The organism is Halomonas salsilacus, from assembly GCF_051216275.1.
Lineage (GTDB): Bacteria > Pseudomonadota > Gammaproteobacteria > Pseudomonadales > Halomonadaceae > Halomonas.
Genome location: NZ_JBPKAQ010000001.1, coordinates 36,350 through 61,382, shown reverse-complemented (window position 1 = coordinate 61,382; position 25,033 = coordinate 36,350). Strand labels below are relative to the sequence as shown.

The window sequence follows — 25,033 nt, the reverse complement described above, 5'->3', positions numbered from 1 at the left end:
GGGTTGAGAAATATCAGAGCAGCGCCAGCTGGCGCCTGACCGGGCCGAAGGAGCGGCGGTGCTCGGGCAGCGGCCCCAGGCTCACCAGGGCAGCCAGGTGCTCGCGGGTCGGGTAGCCCTTGTGCCGAGCGAAGCCATAGCCGGGATGGCGGGCGTCGAGCGCGGCCATCTGGGCATCCCGGGCCACCTTGGCGAGGATCGAGGCGGCGGCGATGGCCGGATGGCGAGCGTCGCCCTTGACCACTGACTGGCCGGGAACATGATGCCCGGGCAGACGATTGCCGTCCACCAGCAGGTACTCGGCGGCGGGGGCCAGGGCATCGATGGCGCGGCGCATGGCCAGATGGGTGGCGTGGAAGATATTGAGCTCGTCCACCTCGGCGGCGCTGGCCTCGGCCACGGCGAGGGCCAGCGCCCGTTCGCGGATCTCGATGTCCAGCGTTTCGCGGCGCTTTGCACTCAGCGCCTTGGAGTCGGCCAGCCCCGAGATGGGTCGAGCCGGGTCGAGGATCACAGCCGCGGCGACCACCGCCCCCACCAGGGGACCACGGCCCACCTCGTCGACCCCGGCCAGGCGCTCGCCGGCGTAGTTCACCACCAGCGGCGGGAGTTCGCTGGAGGGTCTCCTGCCCGACGTCACGGCGCGACCTCGCCGGCCCTCTTGCCAGCGCTCTCGTCGGCTCGTTCCGGGGCCACGCTCGCCGGCAGCGGCAAGCCCGCCACCAGGGCCTCGATGGCCTCCGCGGCGCGGCGGCTGGCGTCGCGCTGCAGGCCTTCGTGCATCACAGCGAAGCGCGCCTCCAGGTCGGCGCGGCCCGGGGCGTCGTCGAGCATCTCGCCGAGCCGGGTGGCGATCGCCTCGGGGCTCGCCTCGTCCTGAATCAGCTCCGGCACCAGGCTCTCCCGGGCGATCAGGTTGGGCAGCGAGATCCACTCTGTCTTGACCAGTCGCCTGGCCAGCCAGTGGGTGGCCGGTGCCATGCGGTAGGCCACCAGCATGGGGCGATGGCAGAGCATCGCCTCCAGCGCCGCGGTGCCCGAGGCGAGCAGCACAGCGTCACTGGCCACCATGGCCTCCCGGGCCTGGCCGTCGAGCAGGGTCAGGCGTTCTGACAGCGCGGGGTGTTCGGCGAGTAGCGACTCCAGTTCGGCGCGCCGCCCGGGCGTGGCTGCCGGCACCACCACCCGCAGGCCCGGCCGGCCGGCACACAACCGTTCGGCGGCCTCGAGAAAGGTCTCGCCCAGGAAGCGGATCTCGTTGGCCCGGGAACCTGGCAGCAGCGCCAGCACCTCGCCGTCAGCCGGCAGGCCCAGTCCGGCGCGAACGGCAAGGCGATCGTTCTGAAGCGGCAGCTCGTCGGCGAGCGGGTGGCCGACGAAAGCCACCGGCACCCGGTGGCGGGCGTAGAAAGCCGCCTCGAAGGGCAGGAAGGTGAGCATGGCGTCGACGGACTTCGCGATGCCCTTGACCCGGCCCTGACGCCAGGCCCACACGGAGGGGCTGACATAGTGGGCGGTGGTCAGGCCGGCCTCGCGCAGCTGCCGCTCCAGGCCGAGGTTGAAGTCGGGAGCGTCGATGCCGACCATGATGCCCGGCTGCCAGGCAAGGGCATCGGCCTTCAGGGTGCGGCGCACACGAAGGAGACCCGGCAGGTGCTTCAACACCTCCACCAGGCCCATCACCGAGAGGGTTTCCAAAGGAAAGCGGCTGTCGATGCCCGCCGCGATCATGCGCGGGCCGCCAATGCCGCGGAACTCGACGCCGGGGTGGCGGGCCTTGAGAGCGCGCATCAGGCCGGCGCCGAGGATGTCGCCGGAGAGCTCGCCGGCGACAAGGTAGACCCGCCTCACCGCCTGTCGCTCGCCTGCGACCATGACTAGCGGATGATGCCGCGGGTCGAGGCCTCGATGGAGGCGACGAAGGCCTCGGTCTCGGCAAGCGCAAAGCGGCTGCGGATCTCGCCCAGGGCCTGCTCCACGGTGAGCCCCTGACGGTAGACCAGCCGATAGGCCTCACTGAGCGCCTTGAGCGCCTCGCGGGAGAAGCCCCGACGCTTGAGACCCACCAGGTTGAGGCCGTGGATCTGGGCCGGGTTGCCGTTGATCATCACGTAGGCGGGGGTGTCCTTGGTGATGATGGAGCCACCGCCGGCCATGGCATGGGTGCCGAAGTGACAGAACTGGTGCACCGCGGCGAGCCCGCCGAGGATGGCGAAATCGCCCAGCCTGACATGGCCAGCGAGCGTCACCTGGTTGGCCAGGATGCAGTCGTTGCCGATCACGCAGTCATGACCCACGTGGACGTAGGCCATCAAGAGGTTGCGCGAACCGATGGTGGTCTCGCCGCGGTCCTGGACGGTGCCGCGGTGCAGGGTCACCCCCTCCCGGACGACGTTGTCGTCGCCCATCACCAGGCGGGTCGGCTCACCGGCGTACTTCTTGTCCTGGCAGTCCTCGCCCACCGAGGCAAACTGGAAGATCCGCGTGCGGGCCCCCAGCACCGTGGGTCCCTTGATGACCACGTGAGGGCCGACCCGGCTGCCGGGGCCGATCTCCACCTCGGGGCCGATCACCGTGAAGGGACCCACCTCGACGTCATCGGCGAGGCGCGCGGCGGGGTCGACGAGGGCGGTGGGATGAATCAAGCGACCTTCCTCTCGGCACAGATGATCTCGGCCTCGCAGGCCAGTCCGCCGTCGACGGTGGCCTTGCAGGCGAATTTCCAGATGCCGCGCTTCTCGCGAATCACGTCGGCGCGCAGATGGAGCCGGTCACCGGGCATCACCGGGCGCTTGAAGCGCACGTTGTCGCTACCCACCAGATAGTAGACATAACCATCGGCGGGTAGCTTGTTGACGGTCTTGAAGCCGAGGATCCCGCAAGCCTGGGCCAGCGCCTCCACCACCAGCACGCCGGGCATGATGGGATGGTGAGGGAAGTGGCCATTGAAGAAGGGCTCGTTGATGCTGACATTCTTGTAGGCGACGATGGATTCGCCGAGGGTGATCTCCGTGACCCTGTCCACCAGCAGAAACGGATAGCGGTGGGGCAGGTAGTCTCGAATCTCGTTGATGTCCATTACCATCGTCACAACCTCTGAAGTGTCGGGAGCTCCGCCTTCCGGGCGGGTGCAAGCCGGCGGCAAGGACCGTCGGGCGGGCGGTGGATTATAACGTCCCGGGCGCCACCCTCAACCGTCACGCCCCTTCTCGAGACGCGAGAGCCGCTTCGCGATGTCGTCGAGCTGCTTGAAGCGTACCGCATTCTTGCGCCACTGGGCGTTCTTCATGGCACCGGTGCCCGACGAGTAGACCCCGGGCTCTTTGATCGAGTTGGTGACCAGGCTCATGCCGGTGACCTGGACGCCGTCGCAGATGGCCAGGTGGCCGGAGAGCCCCACCCCGCCACCCAGCATGCAGTGCCGGCCCACCTTCGTGGAGCCGGCGATGCCCACGCAGCCGGCCAGGGCAGAGTGATCGCCGATCTGCACGTTGTGGGCAATCTGCACCTGGCTGTCGATCTTGACGTCGTTGCCGATCAAAGTATCACCCAGGGCGCCGCGGTCGATGCTCGAGCAGCTGCCCACCTCGACGTCATCGCCCAGCACCACCCCGCCGAGCTGAGCGATCTTGTGCCAACGCGCGCCGTCGTGGGCGAAACCGAAACCGTCGCCGCCGACCACGCAGCCGCTGTGCAGGATGGCGCGTTGCCCCACCACTACCCCATGGCAGACGGTGACGTTGGCATGGAGCCGCGAGCCCGCACCGATCGCCGCATCCGCCCCGACCACCGAGCCAGGACCCACGATCACGTCGTCGCCCAGGGTCACGCCCGCCTCGATCACGGCGTTGGCGCCCACCTCGACCCGCTCGCCCAGGGTGACGCTGGGGTCCACCACCGCCGAGGGGTGCACGCCGGCGGGCTCGCGGCCCGCCAGGGGGTCGAGGAGCCTCGACAGCGCCGCATAGCCCAGGTAGGGGTTGTCGAGCTCCAGCCGGGCGGCCGGGCAGGTCTCGCCATGCTGCGGATGCAACAGCACCGCCGCCGCCCGCGTTTCCGGCAGATCCTTGAGATAGGCGCGGTTGGCCAGGAAGGCGACCTGATCCGGGCCGGCCTCCTTGAGGGTAGCCAGCCCGCTGACCCGGCGGTCGGCGTCGCCGACCAGCCGGGCGCCGAGGCGGTTGGCCAGTTCACCGAGGGTGTAGTAAAGCGGGGTATCGGATCGGGTCATGGCAAGCGTCCGCAGCAGCCGGCTCAGAGCAGGGTATTGAGGATCTGGGTCACTTCCCCGGTCAGGTCCGGCAGGTCCTGACTCGAGTGCAGCACCCCCTGGGGCTCCACGAGGACTTCGATGCCATGGCGAGCGATCACCTGCTCCACAGCCTGCTCGAGCCTCGACTCCGCATTGCTCAGGAAGCGCTGCTCGGCCTCCTGCTGGGCCTGCATGATCTCGCCGACAAGGCGGTTGAGTTCGGAGGCCTTGCGATTGGCCTCCTGGCGTTCGCTGTCGGTGAGGCTGCTGGCACGCTGCTGAAGCTGGGAGAGCTCCTGATCCAGGGACTGCGCCTGGCGCTGCTGACTGCCGATGCGGCCCTCCAGCTCGCTCATGGAACGCTGGGCGGCATCGGTCTGCATCAGCGCCCGGCGCCAGTCCAGCAGGGCCACCTCGGCGGCCTGGGCGGGCAGCGCCAGGGCGGCCAGCAGGACGAGGCTCAGTGCCGCGGTCAATCTACGCATGTCGGACTCCTTGTCGGGCCGCCCCGGGGCGGCCCGACATTCAGTGGGGCTGGCGGGATCAGAACGTCTGGCCCAGGGAGAACTGGAAGAACTGGGTGTCGTCGCCGCTCTCGTCGTTGATCGGCTCGGCGACGCTGAAGGTCAGCGGGCCCACCGGCGTCAGCCAGGAGAGCCCAACGCCGACGCTGTAGCGCAGGTCCCCCAGGTCCACCCCGGAGCTGCAGTTCGAGGTGCCGGTCTCGGTAGCGTAGCAGTCGGTGAGGAAGGTGTTGCCCGCATCCAGGAACAGCGAAGTCTGCAGGGAGCGGCGATCCTCGATGAAGGGCAGCGGGAAGAGCAGCTCGGCACTGCCCTGCATCAGCACGTTGCCCCCCAGGGTGCGATCGCGCCCGCCGGTTTCCGGCGGCGTGGTGCGCTGACCCAGGGTGTTGGCGGTGAAGCCACGCACCGAGCCGAGGCCGCCCGCGTAGAAGTTCTCGTAGAAGGGATAGGGGTCATTGCCGACCACGTCGGCGTAGCCCACCTCGCCGCTGAACTTCAGTGCCCAGTCGTGGTTGTCATCGAGCGGGAAGAGCTGGCGGGCCTGGGCGCGCACCTTGTAGTACTCGGCGTCGCTGCCGGGCACCGCGGTCTCCAGCGACAGGCGCTGGTAGTTGCCGGCGGTGGGCATGATGCCGCGGTTGAGGTTGTTGCGGGTCCAGCTGGCGGTCAGCTTCAGGGCCTGGGAATCCTCGCCCTGGTCCTCGACGTACTGGGTGATCTCCTGAGCGGTATCACGATAGGTCTTGATCGTCAGGTCCTCCACCGCGGCGCCGAAGTTGAGACGGGTGATCTCGTTGATCGGATAGCCGAAGTTGATCCCTGCGCCGTAGGCGTCGGTGGAGTAGGTGGAAATATCGGAATCCTCGTAGTCGGTCTCGCGGTAGTAGAGGTTATAGCCGCGGGAGATGCCGTCGAGGGTCCAGTAGGGATCTGTGAAGCCGAAGTTGACGCTGGTAAAGGTGTCGCTGCGCTGGGCACCGACGTTTACCCGGTTGCCGGTCCCCAGGAAGTTGGTCTGGGAGAGGCCCACGCCGTAGATGACCCCGGCGCTCTGGGAGAAGCCGACGCTGGCGGAGACAGAACCCGAGGGCTGCTCCTCCACGGTGTAGGTGACATCGAGCTTGTCGGGCTCGCCGGCCACCGGGCGCGTCTCCACATCCACCTGGCGGAAGAAGCCGAGGCGCTCGAGGCGCTGGCGCGACTGGGTGATCGACTGGGTCGAGGCCGGCGCTCCCTCCAGCTGGATCATCTCGCGGCGCAGCACCTCGTCCTGGGTGGTGGTATTGCCGATGAACTCGATGCGGCGCACATAGGCGCGGCGCCCGGCGTCGACCCGGAAGGCGAGGTCGACGGCATCGCCGTCGGCGGAGACTTCGGGGATGCCGTCCACGCTGGCGAAGGCGAAACCCTCGGCCCCCAGGCGTGCGCGCAGCGCCTCGGAGGAGGCGGTCACATCGCTGCGCGAGAAGACCTGGCCGGGCGACACCTCGAGCAGGTCCCGGGCCTCGCGCTCGCTGATCTGCAGGTCGCCCACGAAGCGCACGTCGCCGATGCGGTACTGACGCCCCTCGTCGACATTAACGGTGATGAAGATCTGCGACTTGTCGGGGCTGATCGAGACCTGAGTCGATTCGACGTTGAAGTTGACGTAGCCGCGGTCCAGGTAAAAGGAGCGCAGGCGCTCGAGATCGCCGGCCAGCGCCTCGCGGGAGTACTCGTCCCGGGAAAACCAGCCGAAGAGTCGGCCGGGGCGGTCGTTGAGCTCGAAGACGTCGAGCAGGGTGTCATCGTCGAAGGCGCGATTGCCGACGAGGTTGATCTGGCGAATGCGCGCCACGGCGCCCTCGTTGATCTCGACGTCGACCTGCACCCGGCCCTCGTCGATCTCGCGCACGCTGGTCTCGATGCTGGCGCTGTAGCGGCCCTGCCCCTGATAGACCCCTTCCAGCTCGCGCTGGATCTCCTCCAGGGTGGAGAGCTGCAGCACCTCGCCCTCGGCCAGTCCGGCCTGGCGCAGGCCCTGGCGCAGCTCCTCGTCGCCGATCTGACGGTTGCCGGTGATGGTGAGGCGGCTGATGGTGGGACGCTCCACTACCTGGATGATCAGCACGTCGCCATCGCGGGCGAGGCGGATATCCTCGAACATGCCGGTGGCGAACAGGCTGCGGGTCGCTTCGGCCAGTTCGCGGTCATCGACACGGTCGCGAGCGCTTACAGGAAAGGCGTTGAAGACGGAGGCGGCGGAGACTCGCTGCAGGCCTTCTACACGAATGTCCGAAACCTCGAAGGGTTGGGCCTGGGCCGTCCCGGCCCCGACGAGCAGCAGTGCCGCCAGTCCGATGGTCTTGATTCTCATGCGGTAGATTCGCTCGCGTTGATCTGCCAAACCTGTCCAGACAGGCACCATATACATTTGTGCGGCTCGCTGACAAGGCGAGGGGGGCCTACCAGAGCCGCATCAAATCGAAATAGATCGCCATCAGCATCAGGGTGCCCACCAGCGCCAGGCCGATGCGCAGCCCGATCGCCTGGGCCTGCTCGGACACCGGGCGCCCGCGCACCAGTTCCATGAAATAGTAGAGCAGGTGGCCGCCGTCGAGCACCGGGATCGGCAGCAGGTTGAGCACGCCGAGACTTATGGAGAGGTAGGCCAGGAAGCTGACGAAGCTCTCCAGGCCTGCCCGGGCCGAGTCGCCCGATATCTGGGCGATGGTGATCGGCCCAGAGAGGTTCGAGGGCGAGATCAGCCCCACCAGCATCTTGCGAATGGCGTCCAGGGTCAGCAGGGTCATCTCGCCGGTGCGTGACACCGCCTCACCCACCGCCGCTATAGGACCGTAGCGGATCTCGCGGAGGGACTCCTCGGGCCACTCCACTGCGGCCACCCCGGCGCCGATGTAGCCGATGGTCACGCCCTCTTCCAACTCGTTGCGGCCGGGGGTGATGGCGAGGCTCAGGCGCCCGCCGTTACGCGCCACCTCCAGCGTCAGCGCCTCCCCGGGGCTGGCACGCACGATATCGACGAAGTGCATCCAGTCGTCGACCGGGGTGCCGTCCACCGTCAGGATCTCGTCACCGGCCTGCAAACCGGCGGCGTCGGCCGCCTCACCGGGCATCAGCTGGCCGAGCACCGCCGGGAAGGGCGGGCGCCAGGGGGTCACACCGAGGCTCGGCAGCGGCTGGGGCGGATCCTGGCGCACCAGCCAGTTCTCCACCGGCAGGCGGAACTCGCGGGGCTCGGCGGTGGCGTCGGCGCGGGCGTCCACCCGAAGCTCGCCGCTCACGCCGATGGCGGCCACCAGCTTGAGGTTGATCTCGTCCCAGCCGCGCACCGCCTCGCCACGCACGGCGACGATCTCCTGGCCGGCCGTGAGGCCGCCCCGCTCCGCGGGGGACCCCGGCTCGACGCTGCCGATCACCGGTGCCACCGCCGTGGTGCCGGCCACAAACAGCGCCCAGTAGGCGACGATAGCGAGCAGGAAGTTGGCCAGCGGGCCCGCGGCGACGATGGCGATGCGCTGCCACACCGTCTTGCGGTTGAAGGCCTGATCGAGCTGCTCCTCCGGTACCGGGGCCTCACGCTCGTCGAGCATCTTCACATAGCCGCCGAGCGGGATGGCGGCCACCACAAACTCGGTGCCGTGGCGGTCGACGCGGGACCAGATCGGCTTGCCGAAACCCACCGAGAAGCGCAGCACCCGGACACCGCAGCGCCTGGCCACCCAGAAGTGGCCGAACTCGTGAAAGGTAATCAGCAGGCCCAGCACCACGATGACGGCCAGGATATTCTGGATCAGGCCCAAGACTTTCTCCTACGGGAATCGGATTGGATGGGCATCGGCTCAGCGGCCCGCCAGCCAGGTCTCGGCGGCGCGGCGCGCCCTGGCATCGGCCTCAAGCACGGACTCGAGATCACGGACAGGCTGCAGCGGCTCGGCGTTCTGCACTCGCGCCACCAACTCGGCGATGCCGATAAAGGACAGTCGGCCATCGAGGAAGGCCTCTACCGCCACCTCGTTCGCGGCATTGAGCACCGCCGGTGCCGTCCCCCCCGACGCCATCGCCTCGCGGGCCAGCCTCAGGCAGGGAAAAGCGACCTCATCCGGCGCCTCGAAGTCGAGCCGCGACACCTGGAAGAGGTCCAGCGCCGCCACGCCGGCATCGATGCGCTCGGGCCAGCCCAGCCCGTAGGCGATGGGCGTGCGCATGTCGGGGTTGCCCAGCTGGGCGATTACCGAGCCGTCGCTGTAGGCCGCCATGGAGTGGATCACGCTCTGGGGATGCACCACTACCTGCACCTGGTCGGGGCGGGCGTCGAAGAGCCAGCACGCCTCGATCAGCTCGAGCCCCTTGTTCATCAGTGTGGCGCTGTCCACCGAGATCTTGCGCCCCATGGACCAGTTGGGATGGGCGCAGGCCTGGTCGGGCGTCACTCCGGCAAGCCGCTCGGGCGACCAACCGCGGAAGGGCCCGCCGGAGGCGGTCAGCAGCAACTGGGTCACGCCGTGGTGGCGCAGCCCGCCGCGATGGTCCACGGGTAGACACTGATAGATGGCATTATGTTCGGAATCGATGGGCAACAGGGTCGCCCCGCTCTTCGCCACCGCGTCCATGAAGAGCGCCCCGGACATCACCAGGGCCTCCTTGTTGGCCAGCAGCACGCGCTTGCCGGCGTGCACCGCGGCCAGAGTCGGCAGCAGCCCCGCGGCGCCGACGATGGCCGACATCACCACGTCCACCTCGCAGGCCTCGGCCACCGCTACCAGGGCCGCCGGGCCGCTTTCGACCTCGGTGGCCACGTCCGCCTCGACCAGCCGCGCGCGCAGCCAGGCGGCATCGCGCTCATCGCCGAGCACCGCCACGGCGGGCCGATGGGTAAGGCAGAGCGCCAGCAGGGGCTCCCGGGAGCGGTGGGCGGTCAGCGCATGGAGCCGGTAACGCTCAGGATGGCGGGCGATCACGTCCAGGGTGCTGGTGCCGATGGAGCCGGTGGCCCCCAGCACGGTGACCGCCTGTCGGCGCTGAGTGATGTTCGCTGTCGACGCCACCCTAGAGTACCCCCAGCAGCAGGGCGAACAGCGGCAGCGCCGCGGTGAGGCTGTCGATACGGTCGAGCACGCCGCCGTGGCCCGGCAGCAGCTGGCTGGAGTCCTTGATGCCGCGATAGCGCTTGAGCATGCTCTCGAGCAGGTCTCCCAGCACCGAGACCAGGGTCACCACCAGGGTCGCCAGCAGCAGGGCCAGCCCGCCGCCGAGTCCCAGCCCCTGCCAGGCGGCGAAGACCACGGCCAGCGCAGCGGTGGCGGCCAGGCCGCCGGCCACGCCCTCCCAGCTCTTGCCGGGGCTTACCTTCGGCGCCAGCTTGCGACGGCCGAAGGCGCGGCCGGCGAAGTAGGCGCCGATGTCGGCACACCACACCAGCAGTAGCACGAAGAGCAGCCACACCGCGCCGGTGTCGCGCAGCACGTTGAGCCCCACCCAGGCGGGCAGCAGCACCCACACCCCCATGGCCAGGCGCCGGGTGGGCGACTGCCACTGCCCGCTCCGCTCGGGGTAGTGCACCACCCAGTAGAGGTTGGCCAGCCAGCCGATGACGCCCAGCCACAGCGGCCAGGCGGCCAGCGCCGCGCCGCTGAGCCACAGCACCAGCATGGCCATGGCCAGCACGCCCACCAGCAGCAGGCGGTGGTCGCGCTGGCGGATACCCGCCAGGTTGGTCCATTCCCAGCCGGCCAGCAGCACGATGGCCGCCGTGAACAGGGCGAAGAAACCGCCGGGCAGGCCAAACAGGCCGGCCAGCATCAGCGGCGCCAGCCAGGCCGCGGTGATGATGCGCTGTCTAAGCACCTTGTTGCGCCTCGATCTGTTCGTCGGTCATGCCGAAACGCCTCTGGCGTCGCTGGAAGTCGTCCAGCGCCAGGTCGAGGGCGGCAGCGTCGAAGTCTGGCCACAGGCATGGCGTGAAGTGGAGCTCGGCGTAGGCCAGCTCCCAGAGCACGAAGTTGGAGATGCGCTGCTCGCCGCTGGTGCGGATGCACAGGTCCACGGGCGGCACCTCGGCCAGGCTGAGCTCGTTGGCGAAGGCAGCCTCGTCAATCGCCTCGGGGTCGAGCTCACCGGTGGCGACCCGTTCACCCAGGCGGCGCGCCGCCCGAGCCAGATCCCAGTGCCCGCCGTAGTTGGCGGCAATCACCAGGTGCAGGCGGGTGTTGCCACGGGTCTTCTCCTCGGCCCGGACGATATGCTTCTGGATTGAATCCGAGAAGCCCGAGAGATCGCCGATCACCGAGAGCCGGATACCATTGGCATGGAGCTTGCTGACCTCACGCTTGAGGGCCAGCAGGAAGAGCTCCATCAGGGCGCTCACCTCGGCCCGGGGGCGCTTCCAGTTCTCGCTGGAGAAGGCGAACAGGGTCAGGGTCTCGATCCCGCGCTCGGCGGCCCGGCGGATGGTGGCGCGTACCGCCTCCACGCCGGCATGGTGGCCACGCACGCCGGAGAGGCCTCGCGCCCGCGCCCAGCGGTTGTTGCCGTCCATGATGATTGCCACATGGCGTGGCAGCGCGCCCCCCGGGGTGGCAGGCGTGCCCTCCGTGGCGCGGGGATCTGGGGTGAGCGGTGACGTCATGGGGTCTCGCATCGGGGAGTGGGTGCACAAGACGGAAGGCCGCCCTCCTGGCGGCCTCCCGGCGCTCCTCAGATCTGCATGAGATCGTGTTCCTTCAACTCCAGCATCTTGTCGACCTCGGCGATGTACCTGTCCGTCAGTTTCTGGATGTCGTCCTCGGCCTGGTGCTGCTCGTCTTCGGAGATCTCCTTCTCCTTGAGCAGCGACTTGATATCGCCGTTGGCATCGCGACGCACGTTGCGCACCGCCACGCGGGCGTGCTCGGCTTCAGCGCGCGCCTGCTTGATGTAGCCCTTGCGGGTCTCCTCGGTGAGCATCGGCATCGGCACGCGAATGTTGTTGCCGGCGGTCGAGGGGTTCAAGCCAAGATCGGAGGTCATGATGGCCTTCTCGACCTTGGGCACCATGCTCTGCTCCCAAGGCACCACCGAGAGGGTGCGAGCGTCCTCGGTGTTGATGTTGGCCACCTGGTTCAGGGGTACCTGGCTGCCGTAGTAGTCCACGGTGACCGAATCCAGGATGCTGGAGTGGGCACGCCCGGTCCGGATCTTGTTCAGGTTTCCGTGAAGAGCTTCAACGCTCTTCTTCATGCGGGCTTCCGCATCCTTCTTGATGTCATTGATCACAATGTCAACCTCTGTCTATCAGCGTGCCTTCCTCGCCGCCCACTACCAGATTGAGCAGGGCGCCGGGCTTGTTCATGTTGAAGACGCGGACCGGCATGTCATGGTCACGCACCAGGCAGATGGCGGTCAAATCCATGATGCCGAGCTTCTGGTCCAGGGCATCGTCATAGCTGAGTTGATCGTACTTGACCGCATCGGCATGCTTGACCGGGTCCTTGTCGTAGACCCCGTCCACCTTGGTGGCCTTGACCACCACGTCGGCGTCGATCTCGATCCCGCGCAGGCAGGCCGCGGAGTCGGTGGTGAAGAAGGGATTGCCGGTACCGGCGGAGAACAGTACCACATCCCCGGAGGTGAGATAGCGGATGGCGGTGCGTCGATCGTAGTGCTCCACCACGCCGCTCATGGGGATGGCGGACATCACCCGGGAGCGGATATTGGAGCGCTCCAGGGCGTCGCGCATGGCCAGGGCGTTCATCACCGTGGCCAGCATGCCCATGTGGTCGCCGGTGACCCGGTCCATGCCCGCCGCGTGCAGGGCGGCACCGCGGAACAGGTTGCCGCCACCGACCACGATGCCGACCTGCACCCCGATCCCGACGAGCTGGCCGATCTCCAGGGCCAGGCGATCCAGCACCTTGGGGTCGATGCCAAACTCGGCATCGCCGGTCAACGCTTCGCCGGAGAGCTTGAGCAGGATTCGCTTGTATTTCGACTTCTCGGAGCGGGCCTTGGGCGGCGTCTCGACGTGATCGGTGGTAGGCATGGCTCTCTCCTGGGCATCAGCGGTGGCATGTCGGGTGGCCGGTGCGTCGGCCGGATACGCGAAGGCGTGCGCTCGCGCGCACGCCATCATCCTTCGGGAACGTCTGACCTCAGCTGCGCTTGGCCTGTTCCATCACTTCCTTGGCGAAGTCGACCTCGGCCTTCTCGATGCCCTCGCCCACCTCGAAGCGGGTGAAACCGAGGACCTCGCCACCGGCCGCCTTGACGAACTCGGCCACGGACTGGTCCGGGTTCTTGACGAAGGGCTGCTCGGTCAGGCTGTTCTCGGCCAGGTATTTCTTCAGGCGACCCTGGACCATCTTCTCGGCGATCTGCTCGGGCTTGCCGGCCATGTCGGGCTGGGCGAGGATGATCTCCTTCTCCTTGTCCAGTTGCTCCTGAGGCATGTCCTCGGGACGCGCCACGGCCGGGCTGATGGCGGCGACGTGCATGGCGACGTCCTTGGCCACCTCGGCGCTGCCACCCTTCAGCACGGTCAGCACGCCGATGCGGCCGCCGTGGACGTACTCGCCCACCAGGCCTCCTTCGCCGGCCTCGACGACGACGCTGCGGCGCACGCCGATGTTCTCGCCGATCTTCTGCACCAGCTGCTCGCGGGCAGTTTCCAGGTCACCGGCCATGACCGCGGCCACGTCCTCGCTCTTGGCGGCGAAGAAGGCGTCGACGATCTTGTTGGCAAAGGCCTTGAAGTTGTCATCGCGGGCGACGAAGTCGGTCTCGGAGTTGATCTCGACCATCACACCGTAGCTGCCGTCTTCGGCGACGCGGGTCACCACGGTGCCCTCGGCGGCGGTGCGGTCGGCCTTCTTGGCGGCCTTGAGACCGGAGCTCTTGCGCAGGTTCTCGATGGCGACCTCGATGTCACCGCCGGCCTCGGTGAGGGCCTTCTTGCACTCCATCATGCCGAGCCCGGTACGCTCGCGCAGTTCCTTGACCTGGGAGGCGCTGATAGCTGCCATGGGGTTCACCTCTGAATCTGTGTGTCAACGGATAGCGGACCCGTCGCTGCGACGGATCCGACGAATGCTGGGAAGAAAGGGGGCCGCGGCCCCCTTCTCGTCTGGCCGGCCGCCAAAGCGCCGGCTACCGGTCAGACGGGCCGCCATCACTCGGCGGCGCTGTCCCTTTCCTGGACGACCTCGTCGGTAACCTCGACGAACTCGTCGGGACGACCTTCCTTCGCACGGGCGCAGGCGTCGGCGATGGCCTTGACGTAGATCTGGATGGCGCGGATGGAGTCATCGTTGCCCGGGATCACGTAATCGACGCCGTCCGGATCGGAGTTGGTATCCACCACGCCGATGACCGGGATGCCCAGCTTGTTCGCCTCGTTGATGGCGATACGCTCATGGTCGACGTCGATCACGAACAGGGCGTCGGGCAGGCCACCCATCTCCTTGATACCACCGATGGAACGCTCGAGCTTGTCCTGCTCGCGGGTCGCCATCAGGACTTCCTTCTTGGTCAACTTCTCGAAGGTGCCGTCCTCGCGCATGGTCTCGAGGTCGCGCAGCCGCTTGATGGACTGGCGGATGGTCTTGTAGTTGGTCAGCATGCCACCCAGCCAGCGGTGATTGACGTAGGGCTGACCGGCGCGCCGGGCCTCTTCCTTGATGATCTTGCTGGCGCTGCGTTTGGTGCCGACGAACATGACCTTGTTGTTGGACGCGGCCATCTTCTCGACCACCTCGATGGCCTCGTTCAGGGCCGGCAAGGTATGCTCGAGGTTGATGATGTGGATCTTGTTACGGGCGCCGAAGATGAACTTGCTCATCTTCGGGTTCCAGTATTTGGTCTGGTGACCGAAGTGAGCGCCTGCCTTGAGCAGGTCACGCATGTTGACGTGTGCCATGGATGACTCCTGATAAATCGGGTTAGGCCTCCACGCACCCCATGGATCCGACCGCCGCATCATCGCGTGATGACCACGGCAGCACCCGGGACCATGTGCCGGTGCGTGTGTGTATTCAAGGCGTTGCATTGATTGACGCCACTCCTGTTGCCGAACTCCGCGCAGCCGTCACGGCGAAACCTCGACGTGGGTGGGCGGTAAGGACGGGCGATTGCAGGAAGGCGCGCAGCTTTATACCATGGATCATCCGCAAGTTGAAGTCGCCCGGCTTAAGCTGCCCGAGCGACCCCACCCCCACCCTCGAGATTCCATGAACGTACCCATCAAGACGCCCGACGAGATCGAGAAGATGCGCGAGGCGGGCCGGCAGGCCGCCAGCGTGCTGGAGATGATCACCCCCTTCGTCAAGGCCGGCATCACCACCGGCGAGATCGACCGCCGCTGCCACGCCTATATCGTCGACGAACTCGGCTCCACCCCCGCCCCGCTCAACTACCACGGCTTCCCCAAGGCGGTATGCACCTCCATCAACCACGTGGTGTGCCACGGCATTCCCGACGACAACAAGTCGCTGAAGAAGGGCGACATCATGAACCTGGACATCACCGTGAAGACTGCCGATGGCTACCACGGCGACTCCAGCGTGATGTTCGTGATCGGCGAGACCATCCAGGGCGAGCGGCTGTGTCGCGTCACCCAGGAGTGCCTCTACCGCAGCATCGCCCTGGTGCGCCCGGGCGCGCGCCTCTCCGAGCTGGCCCGTGCCATCCAGGGCCACGCCGAGGCCAGCGGCTACTCGGTGGTACGTGACTTCTGCGGCCACGGCATCGGCGCCGGCTTCCACGAGGAGCCCCAGGTGCTGCACTACGACGGCTACGCCCCCGGGGCAGACATCGAGCTGGCCGCCGGCATGTGCTTCACCATCGAGCCGATGATCAACGTCGGTGACGCCCGCACCAAGGTACTGCGCGACGGCTGGACCGCCATCACCAAGGACCGCAGCCTCTCCGCCCAGTGGGAGCACACCCTGCTGGTGACCGACACCGGCGTCGAGGTGCTCACCGCGCGCCACGACGAAGACCTCGCCTTCCTCGAGCGCTGACACCATGCTGCTCCACCACTACCGCTTCTCTCCCGACGATAGCCTGTTCGACACCGAGGCCTTCCGCGCCGAACTGGAGGGCAGCCGCTCGCCCATCGCCCCCTTCAAGGCGGCGCTGCGCGAGATCCAGGACCGCCTCGACGAGCGCTTCCGGGAGGGCGCCGACATCCGCGACCTGATCCACGGCCGCGCCTGGTGCCTGGACCGGCTGCTGGCGGTAGCCTGGGAGCAGCATGAGTGGCCCGACGACGGCGTGGCCCTGCTGGCGGTCGGCGGCTACGGCCGAGGCGAGCTGCACCCCCACTCCGACGTCGACCTGCTGCTGCTGCTCGAGCACGACGACGATGCCCCCTACCGGGAGTCGCTGACCGCCTTCATCACCTTCCTGTGGGACATCGGCCTGGAGATCGGCCACAGCGTCAGGTCCCTTGCCGACTGTGAACGCGAGGCCGGTGCCGACGTCACGGTGATCACCAACCTCCTGGAGAGCCGCACCATTGCCGGCCCGGAGTCCCTGCGCGGGGCCATGAAGGCGCGCCTCGCGCCCGCGCGGCTGTGGCCCGCCGACCGCTTCTTCGAGGCCAAGTGGCAGGAGCAGATCAGCCGCCACCACCGCTTCAACAACTCCGAGTACCATCTCGAGCCCAACATCAAGAGCTCCCCCGGGGGCCTGCGCGACATCCAGATGATCGGGTGGGTGGCCAAGCGTCACTTCGGCAGCCAGCGCTACGAGGACCTGGTCGCCAACGGCTTCATGAACGACCCCGAACTGCGCATCCTCAGCCAGGGCCAGGCCTTCCTGTGGCAGGTGCGCTACGCCCTGCACATGCTCACTGGCCGCGCCGAGGACCGCCTGCAGTTCGACCACCAGCGCACCATCGCCGAGCTGTTCGGTTACCGCGACAGTCCGGAGCGCCTCGCCGTCGAACAGTTCATGAAGCGCTACTACCGCCACGTGACGGCCCTGGCCGGGCTCAACGACATGCTGCTGCAGCACTTCGACGAGGCGATCCTCCACGCCGGGGAGGAACTCGAGACCACCGGGCTCAACGACCGCTTCGAAATACGCGGCGGCTACATCCAGGCCCGCTCGCGCAACGTCTTCCGCGACCGTCCCGCGGCGCTGCTGGAGCTCTTCCTGCTGATGGCCGAGCACCCGGAGATCGAGGGCGTCCGTGCCGACACCATCCGCCTGATCCGGGACCACCGCCACCTGATCGACGACCTCTACCGGGACGATGTGCGCCACCAGAGCCTGTTCATGGAGCTGCTGCGCTCCGGCGGCAACGTGGCGCGCCAGCTGCGCCGCATGAACCGCTACGGGGTGCTGGGCAAGTACCTGCCGGAGTTCGGCCGCGCCGTGGGGCTGATGCAGCATGATCTCTTCCACATCTACACGGTCGACGCCCACACCCTGCGGCTGCTGAAGTTCATTCACGGCTTTCGCAAGCCCGAGGCCCGCGAGACCTTCCCGGTGGCCGCCAATGTCGTCCATCAGCTGCCCAAGCTGGAGCTGTTGTGGATCGCCGGGCTCTATCATGATATCGGCAAGGGGCGCGGCGGCGACCACTCGCTACTCGGTGCCCGGGACGTCGAGGTCTTCGCCGAGCGCCACGGCCTCTCGACCCGCGACACCCGCCTGGTGAGCTGGCTGGTGGAGCACCACCTGACCATGTCGATGGTGGCCCAGAAGCGCGATACCACCGACCCCGATGTGATCGCCGACTTCGCCCGCCTGGTGGGCGACGAAACCCGCCTCGACTACCTCTACGTGCTCACCGTGGCCGACATCAACGCCACCAACCCGACGCTGTGGAACGGCTGGCGCGCCTCGCTGTTGCGCCAGCTCCACGCCGAGACCAAGCGTGCCCTGCGCCGCGGCCTCGAGAACCCGCTGGAGCGCGACGACTGGGTCAACGAGACCCGCGGCGAGGCGCTGTCGCTGCTCGCCGCGGTAGGCGCCGACATGGCCAACGTGGAGCAGCTGTGGGAGTCGCTGGGCGAGGAGTACTTCCTGCAATACGCCCCCAGCGAGATCGCCTGGCAGACCCAGGGCATCCTGGCCCACGGCGGCAGCCAGCTGCCGCTGATCCTGATCAGCGCCCCGGCCGACGGCATGGCCGAGGGGGGCACCAAGGTCTTCATCCACACCCGCTCGGTGGACGACCTCTTCGCCGCCACCGCCGCGGCACTCGACCAGCTCGGCCTCTCCATCCACGACGCCCGCATCGCCACCTCCAGCAACGACTGGACGCTCAACACCTTCATCGTGCTCGACGACCATGGTCAGGCGATTCGCGACCCGGCGCGCATCGAGGAGTTCCGCGCCCATCTGGTGGAGGAGCTCGATGACCCGGACGACTACCCCGAGATCGTCACTCGCCACACCCCCCGCCAGCTGCGCCACTTCCGGGTGCCTACCGAGGTGACCATCGAGCAGGATCCGGCCAACGAACGCACCCTGCTGGAGCTGATCGCCCCCGATCGACCCGGCCTGCTGGCCCGGGTGGGGCGCATCTTCATGGAACAGGACATCGCCCTCTCCGCGGCCAAGATCGCGACCCTGGGCGAGAAGGTGGAGGACGTCTTCTTCATCACCGACAAGGCCGGGCGGCCCCTCACCGACCCGGAGCGCCAGTCGCAGCTGCGCCAGCGACTCGTCGAGGTGCTGGATGTGTCGGGCTAGCCGCGTTTGAGGCCTTCTCCGGGCTTCCCTATAATCAAGCCCCTTCCGAGCACGACCAAGATTCACCACAACGACGCCCGAGGCCCCGGCCGGCGAGGCGCGCCTGGATACCCATGAACCCCGATCTCGACGCCCTCAAGCCTTACCCCTTCGAGAAGCTCGCCGCCCTCAAGGCCGGCGTGATGCCCCCAGAGGGGCTGGCCCACGTGCCGCTCACCATCGGCGAACCCCAGCACGCGCCCTTCCCAGCGGCGCTGGCGACTCTGGTGGAACACCAGGCCGAGTTCGCCCGCTACCCGGCCACCGCCGGGCTTCCCGAACTGCGCGCGGCGATCGGCGGCTGGGCGACGCGACGCTTCGGGCTCGAAGGCCTCGACCCGGAGGCCCAGGTGCTGCCGGTGAACGGTACCCGGGAGGCGATCTTCGCCTTCGTCCAGGCGACGCTGGACCGTACCCGCCCCGCCAAGGTGGCCATGCCCAATCCCTTCTACCAGATCTACGAGGGCGCCACCCTGCTGGCCGGCGGCGAGCCGCTCTACCTGGACTGCACCGCCGAGAGCGGCTTTCGGCCCGACTTCGACGCCGTGCCCGCCGAGACCTGGCGCCAGGTGCAGATCGTCTTTGTCTGCTCCCCAGGCAACCCCACCGGCGCGGTGACGCCGCTGGCCGAGTTCCACAGGCTGATCGAGCTCGCCGACGAGTTCGATTTCCTCATCGCCTCGGACGAGTGCTACTCGGAGCTCTACCTGGACGAGGCCGCCCCGCCGGCCGGGCTGCTGGAGGCCTGTGCCCAGCTGGGCCGCCACGACTTCCGGCGCTGCCTGGTGTTCCATTCGCTCTCCAAGCGCTCCAACCTGCCTGGACTGCGCTCCGGCTTCGTGGCCGGCGACGCCGCGCTGGTCGCCCCCTTCAAGCGCTACCGCACCTACCACGGCTGCGCCATGGCACTGCCGGTGCAGCACGCCTCGATCACCGCCTGGAACGACGAGGCCCACGTGCGCGCCAACCGCGACGCCTATCGAGAGACATTCGCCGCGGTAACCGAGATCCTCGCCCCGGTGATGGACTTCCCCGCCCCCGAGGCGAGCTTCTACCTATGGCCGGCGGTGCCCGGCGGCGATGACGAGGCCTTCACCCGGGCGCTCTTCGCCGAGGAGCACGTCAGTGTGCTCCCCGGTTCCTATATGGGTCGTCCCGCTGCCGACGACAGGATGGGTCGTCCCGCTGCCGACGACAGGATGGGGCGCCCCGGTACCTATGGCACCAACCCCGGCGCTGGGCGGATTCGCCTGGCGCTCGTTGCCGAGGTGGAGGCCACCGTGGAGGCGGCTCGCCGCCTGCGACGCTTCATCGAGAGGAGGCTATGATGTTCACCTTGTATGGCATCAAGAACTGCGACACCTGCCGCCGCGCCCGCAAGGCGATGGACGGCTCCGGCGTTCCCTACCATTTCCACGACCTGCGCGAGGACGGCCTCTCCGCCGCCCTGCTGGAACATCTCCTCGAGAGGGTGCCGGTCATGGAGGCTCTCAACAAGCGCAGCACCACCTGGCGCAACCTCCCCGACGAGGAGAAGCAGGCGGTGGACGCCAACATGGCCCGCGAGCTGATGCTCGCCCATCCCACCCTGCTCAAGCGTCCGCTGCTCGACACCGGCGACGAGATCCTCGTCGGCTACCGCGACGGTGACTACGACGCCCTGGCCGGCTAGGCCACCCCGAACACATCGCCGGGACGCCCTGCAGACGGCCCGGCCGCCATCAGATCCGCCACCTCCACAAGGACACAGACATGCACAGCTTTGCACTCGGCATCGGCACCCAGAACACCCAGGGCGACTGGCTGGAAATCTACTATCCCGCCCCCCTGCTCGCCCCCGAGGCCAGCCTGGTGGAAGCCGCCGCTAAGGTGCTCGACGCCCCCGCCGGCAGCGCCGCGGTGAGCTTCCTGCCCGAGCAGTGTGCCGAGCTGGCGGCCGCCCTGCGCGAGGCCGGCCACGCCGACCAGGCCGATCTGGCCGAGTCGCTGGCTGCAAGCCAACGCCCGCTGGTGGCCATGTTCCTGGCTCAGGACGCCGCGCCCGAGTCGGCGCCCGAGGTCTACCTCAAGCTGCACCTGCTTTCCCACCGCCTGGTGAAGCCCCACGACCTCGACCTCACCGGCATGTTCGGCCTGCTGCGCAACGTGGCCTGGACCAGCGAGGGCCCCATCGACATCGAGGAGCTGCCCGCCCGCCGCCTCAAGGCGCGCCTCGCCGGCCGCACCCTCTCGGTGGACTGCGTCGACAAGTTCCCGAAGATGACCGACTACGTGGTGCCGGGCGGCGTGCGCATCGCCGACACCGCCCGGGTGCGTCTGGGCGCCTACCTGGGCGAGGGCACCACGGTGATGCACGAGGGCTTCGTCAACTTCAACGCCGGCACCGAGGGTCCCGGCATGATCGAGGGCCGCATCTCCGCCGGCGTGATGGTCGGCAAGGGCTCGGACCTGGGGGGTGGCTGCTCCACCATGGGCACCCTCTCCGGCGGCGGCAACATCGTCATCAAGGTGGGCGAGGGCTGTCTGATCGGTGCCAACGCCGGCATCGGCATCCCCCTGGGCGACCGCTGCACCGTGGAGGCGGGCCTCTACCTCACCGCCGGCGCCAAGGTCGCCCTGCTCGATGACCAGGGCCAGGAGGTCAGGACCGTGGCCGCCCGCGAGCTGGCCGGCCAGGACGATCTACTGCTGCGCCGCAACTCCCGCAACGGCCGCATCGAGTGCCTGACCAACAAGAGCGCCATCGCGCTCAACGAGGCGCTGCATGCCCACAACTGATCCGTCCGGTCTCTCCCCGACCCTGCAGCTTGCCTTCGAGCTGCTGCGGCGTCCCTCGGTGACCCCGGATGACCTGGGCTGCCAGGCGCTGATGATCGAGCGCCTCGCCGCGCTCGGTTTTCATATCGAGCGCCTGCCCTTCGGCGACGTGGATAACGTCTGGGCCACGCGCGGCCACCACGGCCCGCTGCTGGCCTTCGCCGGCCACACCGACGTGGTGCCCAGCGGCCCGCCTACCCGCTGGGATTTCCCCCCCTTCGAGCCCTGCATCGACGATGAGGGCATGCTCAGGGGGCGCGGCGCCGCCGACATGAAGGGCAGCCTGGCGGCCATGGTCACCGCCGTGGAGCGCTTCGTGACCGCCCACCCGGACCACCACGGCCAGATCGGCTTCCTGATCACCTCCGACGAGGAGGGGCCCGCGGTGGATGGCACCCGCGCCGTGGTCGAGCACCTGCGCGAGCGCCATGAGCGGCTCGACTACTGCATCGTCGGCGAACCCTCCTCCACCGCGCGGCTCGGCGACGTGATCAAGAACGGTCGGCGCGGCTCCCTGGGCGGGGTGCTGCACATCCGGGGCGTTCAGGGCCACGTGGCCTACCCGCACCTGGCGCGCAACCCCATCCACCAGGCGATGCCGGCCCTGGACGCCCTGACCCGTGAACACTGGGACGCCGGCAACGACTTCTTCCCGGCCACGAGCTTCCAGGTCTCCAACATCCGCTCCGGCACCGGCGCCACCAACGTCATCCCCGGCGAGGTGGAGGTAGTGTTCAACTTCCGCTTCTCCACCGAGGTGACCCACGAGCAGCTGCGAAGCCGCACCGCGGCGATCCTCGACGCCCACGGCCTCGAGTACCAGCTGGATTGGACGTTGAACGGCGAGCCCTTCCTCACCGCCGAGGGCGAGCTGGTCGAGGCCGCCGTGCTCGGCGTGGAGGAGGTGATGGGGCATCGGCCCGAGCTCTCCACCTCGGGGGGTACATCAGATGGCCGGTTCATCGCCACCCTGGGCAGCCAGGTGGTGGAGCTGGGCCCGCTCAATGCCACCATTCACCAGGTCAACGAGCGCATCCGTGCCGCCGACCTGGACGAGCTGAGCCGTGTCTACGAGGCGATCCTGAAGCACCTGTTCATCAACGGCAGTGCCCGACCCTGAGGCCGACATGACATCCGACAGTCAACCGCGCTACCCCGATATCGAGATCTACCTGGCCAAGGCCCCCTTCGAGGCACTCGGCGAGTGGCTGGGGGCGGCCATCGACGCCGAGCCCCTGGCGCCCGCCGGCAAGGGCCAGTGGCGCACCCGCGGCCATCACGACGGCGAGGAGGTCCCGGTCCTGCTGGTGGAGAAGGCCGCCGACGGCTTCGCCAGCCTGTGGTTCAACAGCCCCGCCACGCCCTGGGAGAACGATGCCGCCTGCGCCCGCGCCGCCGCCACCCGCCTGGGCTGCGAGGTACGCTGCTCGCTGGGCAGCTGGCACCCCGGCGACGACCCGGACCGCTTCCTGCGAGTGCTGCCCGACGGCAGCGAGGCCGAGATCGACTGGCCGGACTCGGGGCACTGATGCCTGGCCCCGCTGGTACAACAACCCCTTGCTCAAACGACAGCGCCCCGCACAATGGCGGGGCGCTGTCGTGGTACGGGCCGTGTTCAGGTGATGACAGTGACGTCGTCGGCCTGCAACCCCCTCTCATTCTCGATGATGTGGTAGCGCACTTTCTGGCCCTCGGCCAAGGTGCGGTGACCGCGGCCGCGGATGGCGCGGAAGTGGACGAAGACATCCTCCCCGCTGTCGCGGGTGATGAAGCCATACCCCTTGTTGACGTTGAACCATTTCACCTCGCCGATCTCACGATCGTCGTTCTCGACGTCGGCCAGATTGACCAGTTGCGGGGTGAGTACGTTGACCGCCAGGGTGGCGATCAGCAACATCAGGAAGACCGCCAGGGCCGCGGCGACGTAGACCACGGCGATGCCGCCGATCTCGAGGCTGGCAAACAGCGCCTCGGCGAGATCGCCGCCGGCGAGATGCACGAACAGGGCAATCAACAGCGGCGCGGGGGCGGCCAGCAGCAGGCTGACCAGGCTGCAACGAAACATGACCTTTCGATTCATGGACTCGAGTGACTCTCTTGTTGGATGAACGTAATAGACAACCACGGGGAGGTGCCACGATGAACGATGACACGCAGCGAAAAGATTCTAGCATGAGCACGCATCGGCCGTCCGGTGCCCTCGCCGAGCGCCTCGAGGCGCTGGAGAGCCGGATCGCCTTTCAGGAGCAATGGCTGGACACCCTGGACGAGGCCGTCGCCACCCAGGAGCGGCGGCTCACCCGACTGGAGCGGATCAACGACCTGATGCAGGAGAAGCTGCGCGACCAGCAGCGGGCACTGCTGGAGGGCGATGCGACGGCGCCCGGCCCCGCGGATGAGGTGCCGCCGCATTATTGAGGGCCATGGTTCGTGAAAGTTACAGCTCGTCCAGGTAGCGCTCGGCGTCCAGCGCAGCCATGCAGCCGCTGCCGGCGGAGGTGATCGCCTGGCGGTAGACGTGGTCCATGACATCGCCGGCGGCGAACACGCCAGACACGCTGGTGGTGGTGGCGTTGCCATCCAGGCCGGATTTCACCTTGATGTAACCGCCGCTCATCTCCAACTGGCCCTCGAAGATGCCGGTGTTGGGGCTGTGGCCGATGGCGATGAACACGCCCGGCGCCGTCAATTCCTTGCTCTCTCCGGTTTCGGTGGACCGGATGCGCACCCCGGTCACGCCGGTGTTGTCCCCGAGCACCTCGTCCAGAGTGTGGTGCCACTCCAGTACCACCTTGCCCTCCTCGGCCTTCTGGAAGAGCTTGTCCTGGAGGATCTTCTCGGCGCGCAGGCTGTCGCGGCGGTGCACCAGGGTCACCTTCGAGGCGATGTTGGCCAGGTAGAGCGCCTCCTCCACGGCGGTGTTGCCGCCGCCCACCACCACCACTTCCTGGTTGCGGTAGAAGAAGCCATCGCAGGTGGCGCAGGCCGAGACCCCCTGGCCCATGAACTGCTGCTCGGAGGGGAGTCCCAGGTAGCGGGCGCTGGCCCCGGTGGCGATGATCAGCGCATCGCAGGTGTAGGTACCGCTGTCGCCCTTGAGGGTGAAGGGACGCTCGCGCAGCTCCACCTCATGGATATGGTCGAACAGCACCTCGGTATCGAATCGCTCGGCGTGGCGCTTCATGCGCTCCATCAGCTCCGGGCCCTGCACGCCGGCATCGTCGCCCGGCCAGTTATCCACATCGGTGGTGGTGGTCAGCTGGCCGCCCGCCTGAATGCCGGTGATCAGCACCGGCTCCAGGTTGGCGCGGGCCGCATAGACCGCGGCGGTATAGCCCGCCGGGCCCGAACCCAGGATGATCAGGCGTTCGTGACGCGCATCGCTCATGAGTAACCTCGTGGCTAGGGGTGATCTCGGTCAGTCAGTGGCGCCATTGTAGCAGCCAAGGCGGGCGCCTAGAGCACCTCGTCGTCGCGCCCCAGCGTCAGGTTGAAGCCCGCCTCGGCGTCGAGATCATCGCCGAAGGGCACCTCGATCCTCACCTGGATCGGCGCACAGCAGACATGGCAATCCTCCCAGGTGACATGGCTGCCCTCGGAGGCATCCACCAGCAGGTCGAAGGGGGCATCGCAGTAGGGGCAGTGCACCCGACTCGATGCCAGTTGTTCCTCATGCATGGTGCCTCCTGGTGCCGGTCACCCGGCGGTCATGGCATCG

General features: G+C 67.9%; 26 protein-coding genes. 8 read left to right on the top strand and 18 right to left on the bottom strand.

Going from position 1 to position 25,033, the window contains the following annotated elements:
* Window positions 1–13: 13 nt before the first annotated feature.
* The 15 genes from rnhB to rpsB form a co-directional block, all read right to left on the bottom strand.
* The gene (gene rnhB, locus ACR80S_RS00305; RefSeq protein WP_435401251.1) at window positions 14–640 is read right to left on the bottom strand and encodes a ribonuclease HII; all 627 of its coding nucleotides are present in this window, start codon (window positions 638–640) and stop codon (window positions 14–16) included.
* Entirely contained in the window at window positions 637–1,875 is a 1,239-nt protein-coding gene (lpxB, locus tag ACR80S_RS00300; RefSeq protein ID WP_435402248.1) for a lipid-A-disaccharide synthase, read from the bottom strand. The genes rnhB and lpxB overlap by 4 nt, the downstream gene beginning before the upstream one ends.
* 2 nt (window positions 1,876–1,877) lie before the next feature.
* Window positions 1,878–2,645, bottom strand: coding sequence for an acyl-ACP--UDP-N-acetylglucosamine O-acyltransferase (gene lpxA, locus ACR80S_RS00295; RefSeq protein WP_435402247.1), 768 nt, complete (start codon window positions 2,643–2,645; stop codon window positions 1,878–1,880).
* Window positions 2,642–3,085, bottom strand: a complete 444-nt coding sequence (gene fabZ / locus ACR80S_RS00290; RefSeq protein ID WP_435401248.1) for a 3-hydroxyacyl-ACP dehydratase FabZ — start codon at window positions 3,083–3,085, stop codon at window positions 2,642–2,644. The genes lpxA and fabZ overlap by 4 nt, the downstream gene beginning before the upstream one ends.
* 105 nt (window positions 3,086–3,190) lie before the next feature.
* A complete protein-coding gene (gene lpxD / locus ACR80S_RS00285) occupies window positions 3,191–4,231 on the bottom strand; it encodes a UDP-3-O-(3-hydroxymyristoyl)glucosamine N-acyltransferase (RefSeq protein WP_435401247.1) in 1,041 nt (346 codons plus the stop codon).
* A 23-nt stretch (window positions 4,232–4,254) separates the two neighbouring features.
* Window positions 4,255–4,737, bottom strand: coding sequence for an OmpH/Skp family outer membrane protein (locus ACR80S_RS00280; protein WP_435402246.1), 483 nt, complete (start codon window positions 4,735–4,737; stop codon window positions 4,255–4,257).
* Window positions 4,738–4,795: 58 nt separating this feature from the next.
* A complete protein-coding gene (gene bamA, locus ACR80S_RS00275) occupies window positions 4,796–7,135 on the bottom strand; it encodes an outer membrane protein assembly factor BamA (RefSeq protein WP_435402245.1) in 2,340 nt (779 codons plus the stop codon).
* Between the two features lie 88 nt (window positions 7,136–7,223).
* The gene (gene rseP / locus ACR80S_RS00270; protein ID WP_435402244.1) at window positions 7,224–8,582 is read right to left on the bottom strand and encodes an RIP metalloprotease RseP; all 1,359 of its coding nucleotides are present in this window, start codon (window positions 8,580–8,582) and stop codon (window positions 7,224–7,226) included.
* A 39-nt stretch (window positions 8,583–8,621) separates the two neighbouring features.
* Window positions 8,622–9,827, bottom strand: coding sequence for a 1-deoxy-D-xylulose-5-phosphate reductoisomerase (gene ispC / locus ACR80S_RS00265; protein ID WP_435401243.1), 1,206 nt, complete (start codon window positions 9,825–9,827; stop codon window positions 8,622–8,624).
* A 1-nt stretch (window position 9,828) separates the two neighbouring features.
* Window positions 9,829–10,626 (bottom strand): phosphatidate cytidylyltransferase, encoded by a 798-nt coding sequence (locus tag ACR80S_RS00260; protein ID WP_435401242.1) that lies wholly within the window; start codon window positions 10,624–10,626, stop codon window positions 9,829–9,831.
* Window positions 10,619–11,407 (bottom strand): polyprenyl diphosphate synthase, encoded by a 789-nt coding sequence (uppS, locus tag ACR80S_RS00255; RefSeq protein ID WP_435401241.1) that lies wholly within the window; start codon window positions 11,405–11,407, stop codon window positions 10,619–10,621. The genes ACR80S_RS00260 and uppS overlap by 8 nt, the downstream gene beginning before the upstream one ends.
* A 68-nt stretch (window positions 11,408–11,475) precedes the next feature.
* Window positions 11,476–12,033 (bottom strand): ribosome recycling factor, encoded by a 558-nt coding sequence (frr, locus tag ACR80S_RS00250; protein WP_435401240.1) that lies wholly within the window; start codon window positions 12,031–12,033, stop codon window positions 11,476–11,478.
* 4 nt (window positions 12,034–12,037) lie between these two features.
* Window positions 12,038–12,799 carry a UMP kinase gene (gene pyrH / locus ACR80S_RS00245; protein WP_290784176.1) on the bottom strand — a complete coding sequence of 254 codons (762 nt, stop codon included), beginning with the start codon at window positions 12,797–12,799 and terminating at the stop codon, window positions 12,038–12,040.
* A 109-nt stretch (window positions 12,800–12,908) separates the two neighbouring features.
* A complete protein-coding gene (gene tsf, locus ACR80S_RS00240; protein ID WP_435401239.1) occupies window positions 12,909–13,778 on the bottom strand; it encodes a translation elongation factor Ts in 870 nt (289 codons plus the stop codon).
* 146 nt (window positions 13,779–13,924) lie between these two features.
* Window positions 13,925–14,671, bottom strand: coding sequence for a 30S ribosomal protein S2 (gene rpsB / locus ACR80S_RS00235; protein ID WP_435402243.1), 747 nt, complete (start codon window positions 14,669–14,671; stop codon window positions 13,925–13,927).
* A 310-nt stretch (window positions 14,672–14,981) separates the two neighbouring features.
* On the opposite strand from rpsB, the gene map reads away from it, so the two are divergent.
* The 7 genes from map (at window position 14,982) to ACR80S_RS00200 (ending at window position 22,844) form a co-directional block, all read left to right on the top strand.
* Window positions 14,982–15,773 carry a type I methionyl aminopeptidase gene (gene map / locus ACR80S_RS00230; RefSeq protein ID WP_435401237.1) on the top strand — a complete coding sequence of 264 codons (792 nt, stop codon included), beginning with the start codon at window positions 14,982–14,984 and terminating at the stop codon, window positions 15,771–15,773.
* A gap of 4 nt (window positions 15,774–15,777) precedes the next feature.
* Window positions 15,778–18,459, top strand: coding sequence for a [protein-PII] uridylyltransferase (locus ACR80S_RS00225; protein ID WP_435402242.1), 2,682 nt, complete (start codon window positions 15,778–15,780; stop codon window positions 18,457–18,459).
* Between the two features lie 113 nt (window positions 18,460–18,572).
* On the top strand, window positions 18,573–19,826 hold the full coding sequence (gene dapC / locus ACR80S_RS00220) for a succinyldiaminopimelate transaminase (RefSeq protein WP_435401235.1): 1,254 nt from the start codon (window positions 18,573–18,575) through the stop codon (window positions 19,824–19,826).
* Window positions 19,826–20,170, top strand: a complete 345-nt coding sequence (locus tag ACR80S_RS00215) for an arsenate reductase (protein ID WP_435401234.1) — start codon at window positions 19,826–19,828, stop codon at window positions 20,168–20,170. Before dapC ends, ACR80S_RS00215 begins: the two co-directional genes overlap by 1 nt.
* 80 nt (window positions 20,171–20,250) lie before the next feature.
* The gene (dapD, locus tag ACR80S_RS00210; RefSeq protein WP_435401233.1) at window positions 20,251–21,276 is read left to right on the top strand and encodes a 2,3,4,5-tetrahydropyridine-2,6-dicarboxylate N-succinyltransferase; all 1,026 of its coding nucleotides are present in this window, start codon (window positions 20,251–20,253) and stop codon (window positions 21,274–21,276) included.
* Window positions 21,263–22,435, top strand: coding sequence for a succinyl-diaminopimelate desuccinylase (dapE, locus tag ACR80S_RS00205; protein ID WP_435402241.1), 1,173 nt, complete (start codon window positions 21,263–21,265; stop codon window positions 22,433–22,435). The genes dapD and dapE overlap by 14 nt, the downstream gene beginning before the upstream one ends.
* A gap of 7 nt (window positions 22,436–22,442) precedes the next feature.
* Window positions 22,443–22,844 carry a hypothetical protein gene (locus ACR80S_RS00200; protein WP_435402240.1) on the top strand — a complete coding sequence of 134 codons (402 nt, stop codon included), beginning with the start codon at window positions 22,443–22,445 and terminating at the stop codon, window positions 22,842–22,844.
* Between the two features lie 86 nt (window positions 22,845–22,930).
* Here ACR80S_RS00200 and ACR80S_RS00195 read toward each other — a convergent pair whose 3' ends face one another.
* Window positions 22,931–23,395, bottom strand: coding sequence for a cold-shock protein (locus tag ACR80S_RS00195; RefSeq protein WP_435401230.1), 465 nt, complete (start codon window positions 23,393–23,395; stop codon window positions 22,931–22,933).
* A 92-nt stretch (window positions 23,396–23,487) separates the two neighbouring features.
* Here ACR80S_RS00195 and ACR80S_RS00190 point away from each other — a divergent pair, with 92 nt between their 5' ends.
* Complete coding sequence (locus ACR80S_RS00190; RefSeq protein ID WP_435402239.1) at window positions 23,488–23,733, top strand: SlyX family protein; 246 nt, start codon at window positions 23,488–23,490, stop codon at window positions 23,731–23,733.
* 19 nt (window positions 23,734–23,752) lie between these two features.
* Here the strand turns inward: ACR80S_RS00190 and trxB are convergent, their stop codons facing one another.
* Complete coding sequence (trxB, locus tag ACR80S_RS00185; protein ID WP_435401228.1) at window positions 23,753–24,703, bottom strand: thioredoxin-disulfide reductase; 951 nt, start codon at window positions 24,701–24,703, stop codon at window positions 23,753–23,755.
* A 68-nt stretch (window positions 24,704–24,771) separates the two neighbouring features.
* Entirely contained in the window at window positions 24,772–24,993 is a 222-nt protein-coding gene (locus ACR80S_RS00180; RefSeq protein WP_435401227.1) for a zinc ribbon domain-containing protein, read from the bottom strand.
* Between the last annotated feature and the right edge of the window lie 40 nt (window positions 24,994–25,033).

What these genes read in the sequence shown, in the direction of transcription:
- ACR80S_RS00190 (WP_435402239.1), top strand. Translation starts at nt 23,488, where the DNA reads ATGAGCACGCATCGGCCGTCCGGTGCCCTCGCCGAGCGCCTCGAGGCG.
- dapE (WP_435402241.1), top strand. Translation starts at nt 21,263, where the DNA reads ATGCCCACAACTGATCCGTCCGGTCTCTCCCCGACCCTGCAGCTTGCC.
- ACR80S_RS00195 (WP_435401230.1), bottom strand. Translation starts at nt 23,395, where the DNA reads ATGAATCGAAAGGTCATGTTTCGTTGCAGCCTGGTCAGCCTGCTGCTG.
- ACR80S_RS00225 (WP_435402242.1), top strand. Translation starts at nt 15,778, where the DNA reads ATGCTGCTCCACCACTACCGCTTCTCTCCCGACGATAGCCTGTTCGAC.
- tsf (WP_435401239.1), bottom strand. Translation starts at nt 13,778, where the DNA reads ATGGCAGCTATCAGCGCCTCCCAGGTCAAGGAACTGCGCGAGCGTACC.
- rpsB (WP_435402243.1), bottom strand. Translation starts at nt 14,671, where the DNA reads ATGGCACACGTCAACATGCGTGACCTGCTCAAGGCAGGCGCTCACTTC.
- bamA (WP_435402245.1), bottom strand. Translation starts at nt 7,135, where the DNA reads ATGAGAATCAAGACCATCGGACTGGCGGCACTGCTGCTCGTCGGGGCC.
- trxB (WP_435401228.1), bottom strand. Translation starts at nt 24,703, where the DNA reads ATGAGCGATGCGCGTCACGAACGCCTGATCATCCTGGGTTCGGGCCCG.
- ACR80S_RS00200 (WP_435402240.1), top strand. Translation starts at nt 22,443, where the DNA reads ATGACATCCGACAGTCAACCGCGCTACCCCGATATCGAGATCTACCTG.
- pyrH (WP_290784176.1), bottom strand. Translation starts at nt 12,799, where the DNA reads ATGCCTACCACCGATCACGTCGAGACGCCGCCCAAGGCCCGCTCCGAG.
- dapC (WP_435401235.1), top strand. Translation starts at nt 18,573, where the DNA reads ATGAACCCCGATCTCGACGCCCTCAAGCCTTACCCCTTCGAGAAGCTC.
- fabZ (WP_435401248.1), bottom strand. Translation starts at nt 3,085, where the DNA reads ATGGTAATGGACATCAACGAGATTCGAGACTACCTGCCCCACCGCTAT.
- ACR80S_RS00215 (WP_435401234.1), top strand. Translation starts at nt 19,826, where the DNA reads ATGTTCACCTTGTATGGCATCAAGAACTGCGACACCTGCCGCCGCGCC.
- lpxD (WP_435401247.1), bottom strand. Translation starts at nt 4,231, where the DNA reads ATGACCCGATCCGATACCCCGCTTTACTACACCCTCGGTGAACTGGCC.
- lpxB (WP_435402248.1), bottom strand. Translation starts at nt 1,875, where the DNA reads ATGGTCGCAGGCGAGCGACAGGCGGTGAGGCGGGTCTACCTTGTCGCC.
- ACR80S_RS00180 (WP_435401227.1), bottom strand. Translation starts at nt 24,993, where the DNA reads ATGCATGAGGAACAACTGGCATCGAGTCGGGTGCACTGCCCCTACTGC.
- uppS (WP_435401241.1), bottom strand. Translation starts at nt 11,407, where the DNA reads ATGACGTCACCGCTCACCCCAGATCCCCGCGCCACGGAGGGCACGCCT.
- map (WP_435401237.1), top strand. Translation starts at nt 14,982, where the DNA reads ATGAACGTACCCATCAAGACGCCCGACGAGATCGAGAAGATGCGCGAG.
- dapD (WP_435401233.1), top strand. Translation starts at nt 20,251, where the DNA reads ATGCACAGCTTTGCACTCGGCATCGGCACCCAGAACACCCAGGGCGAC.
- ACR80S_RS00280 (WP_435402246.1), bottom strand. Translation starts at nt 4,737, where the DNA reads ATGCGTAGATTGACCGCGGCACTGAGCCTCGTCCTGCTGGCCGCCCTG.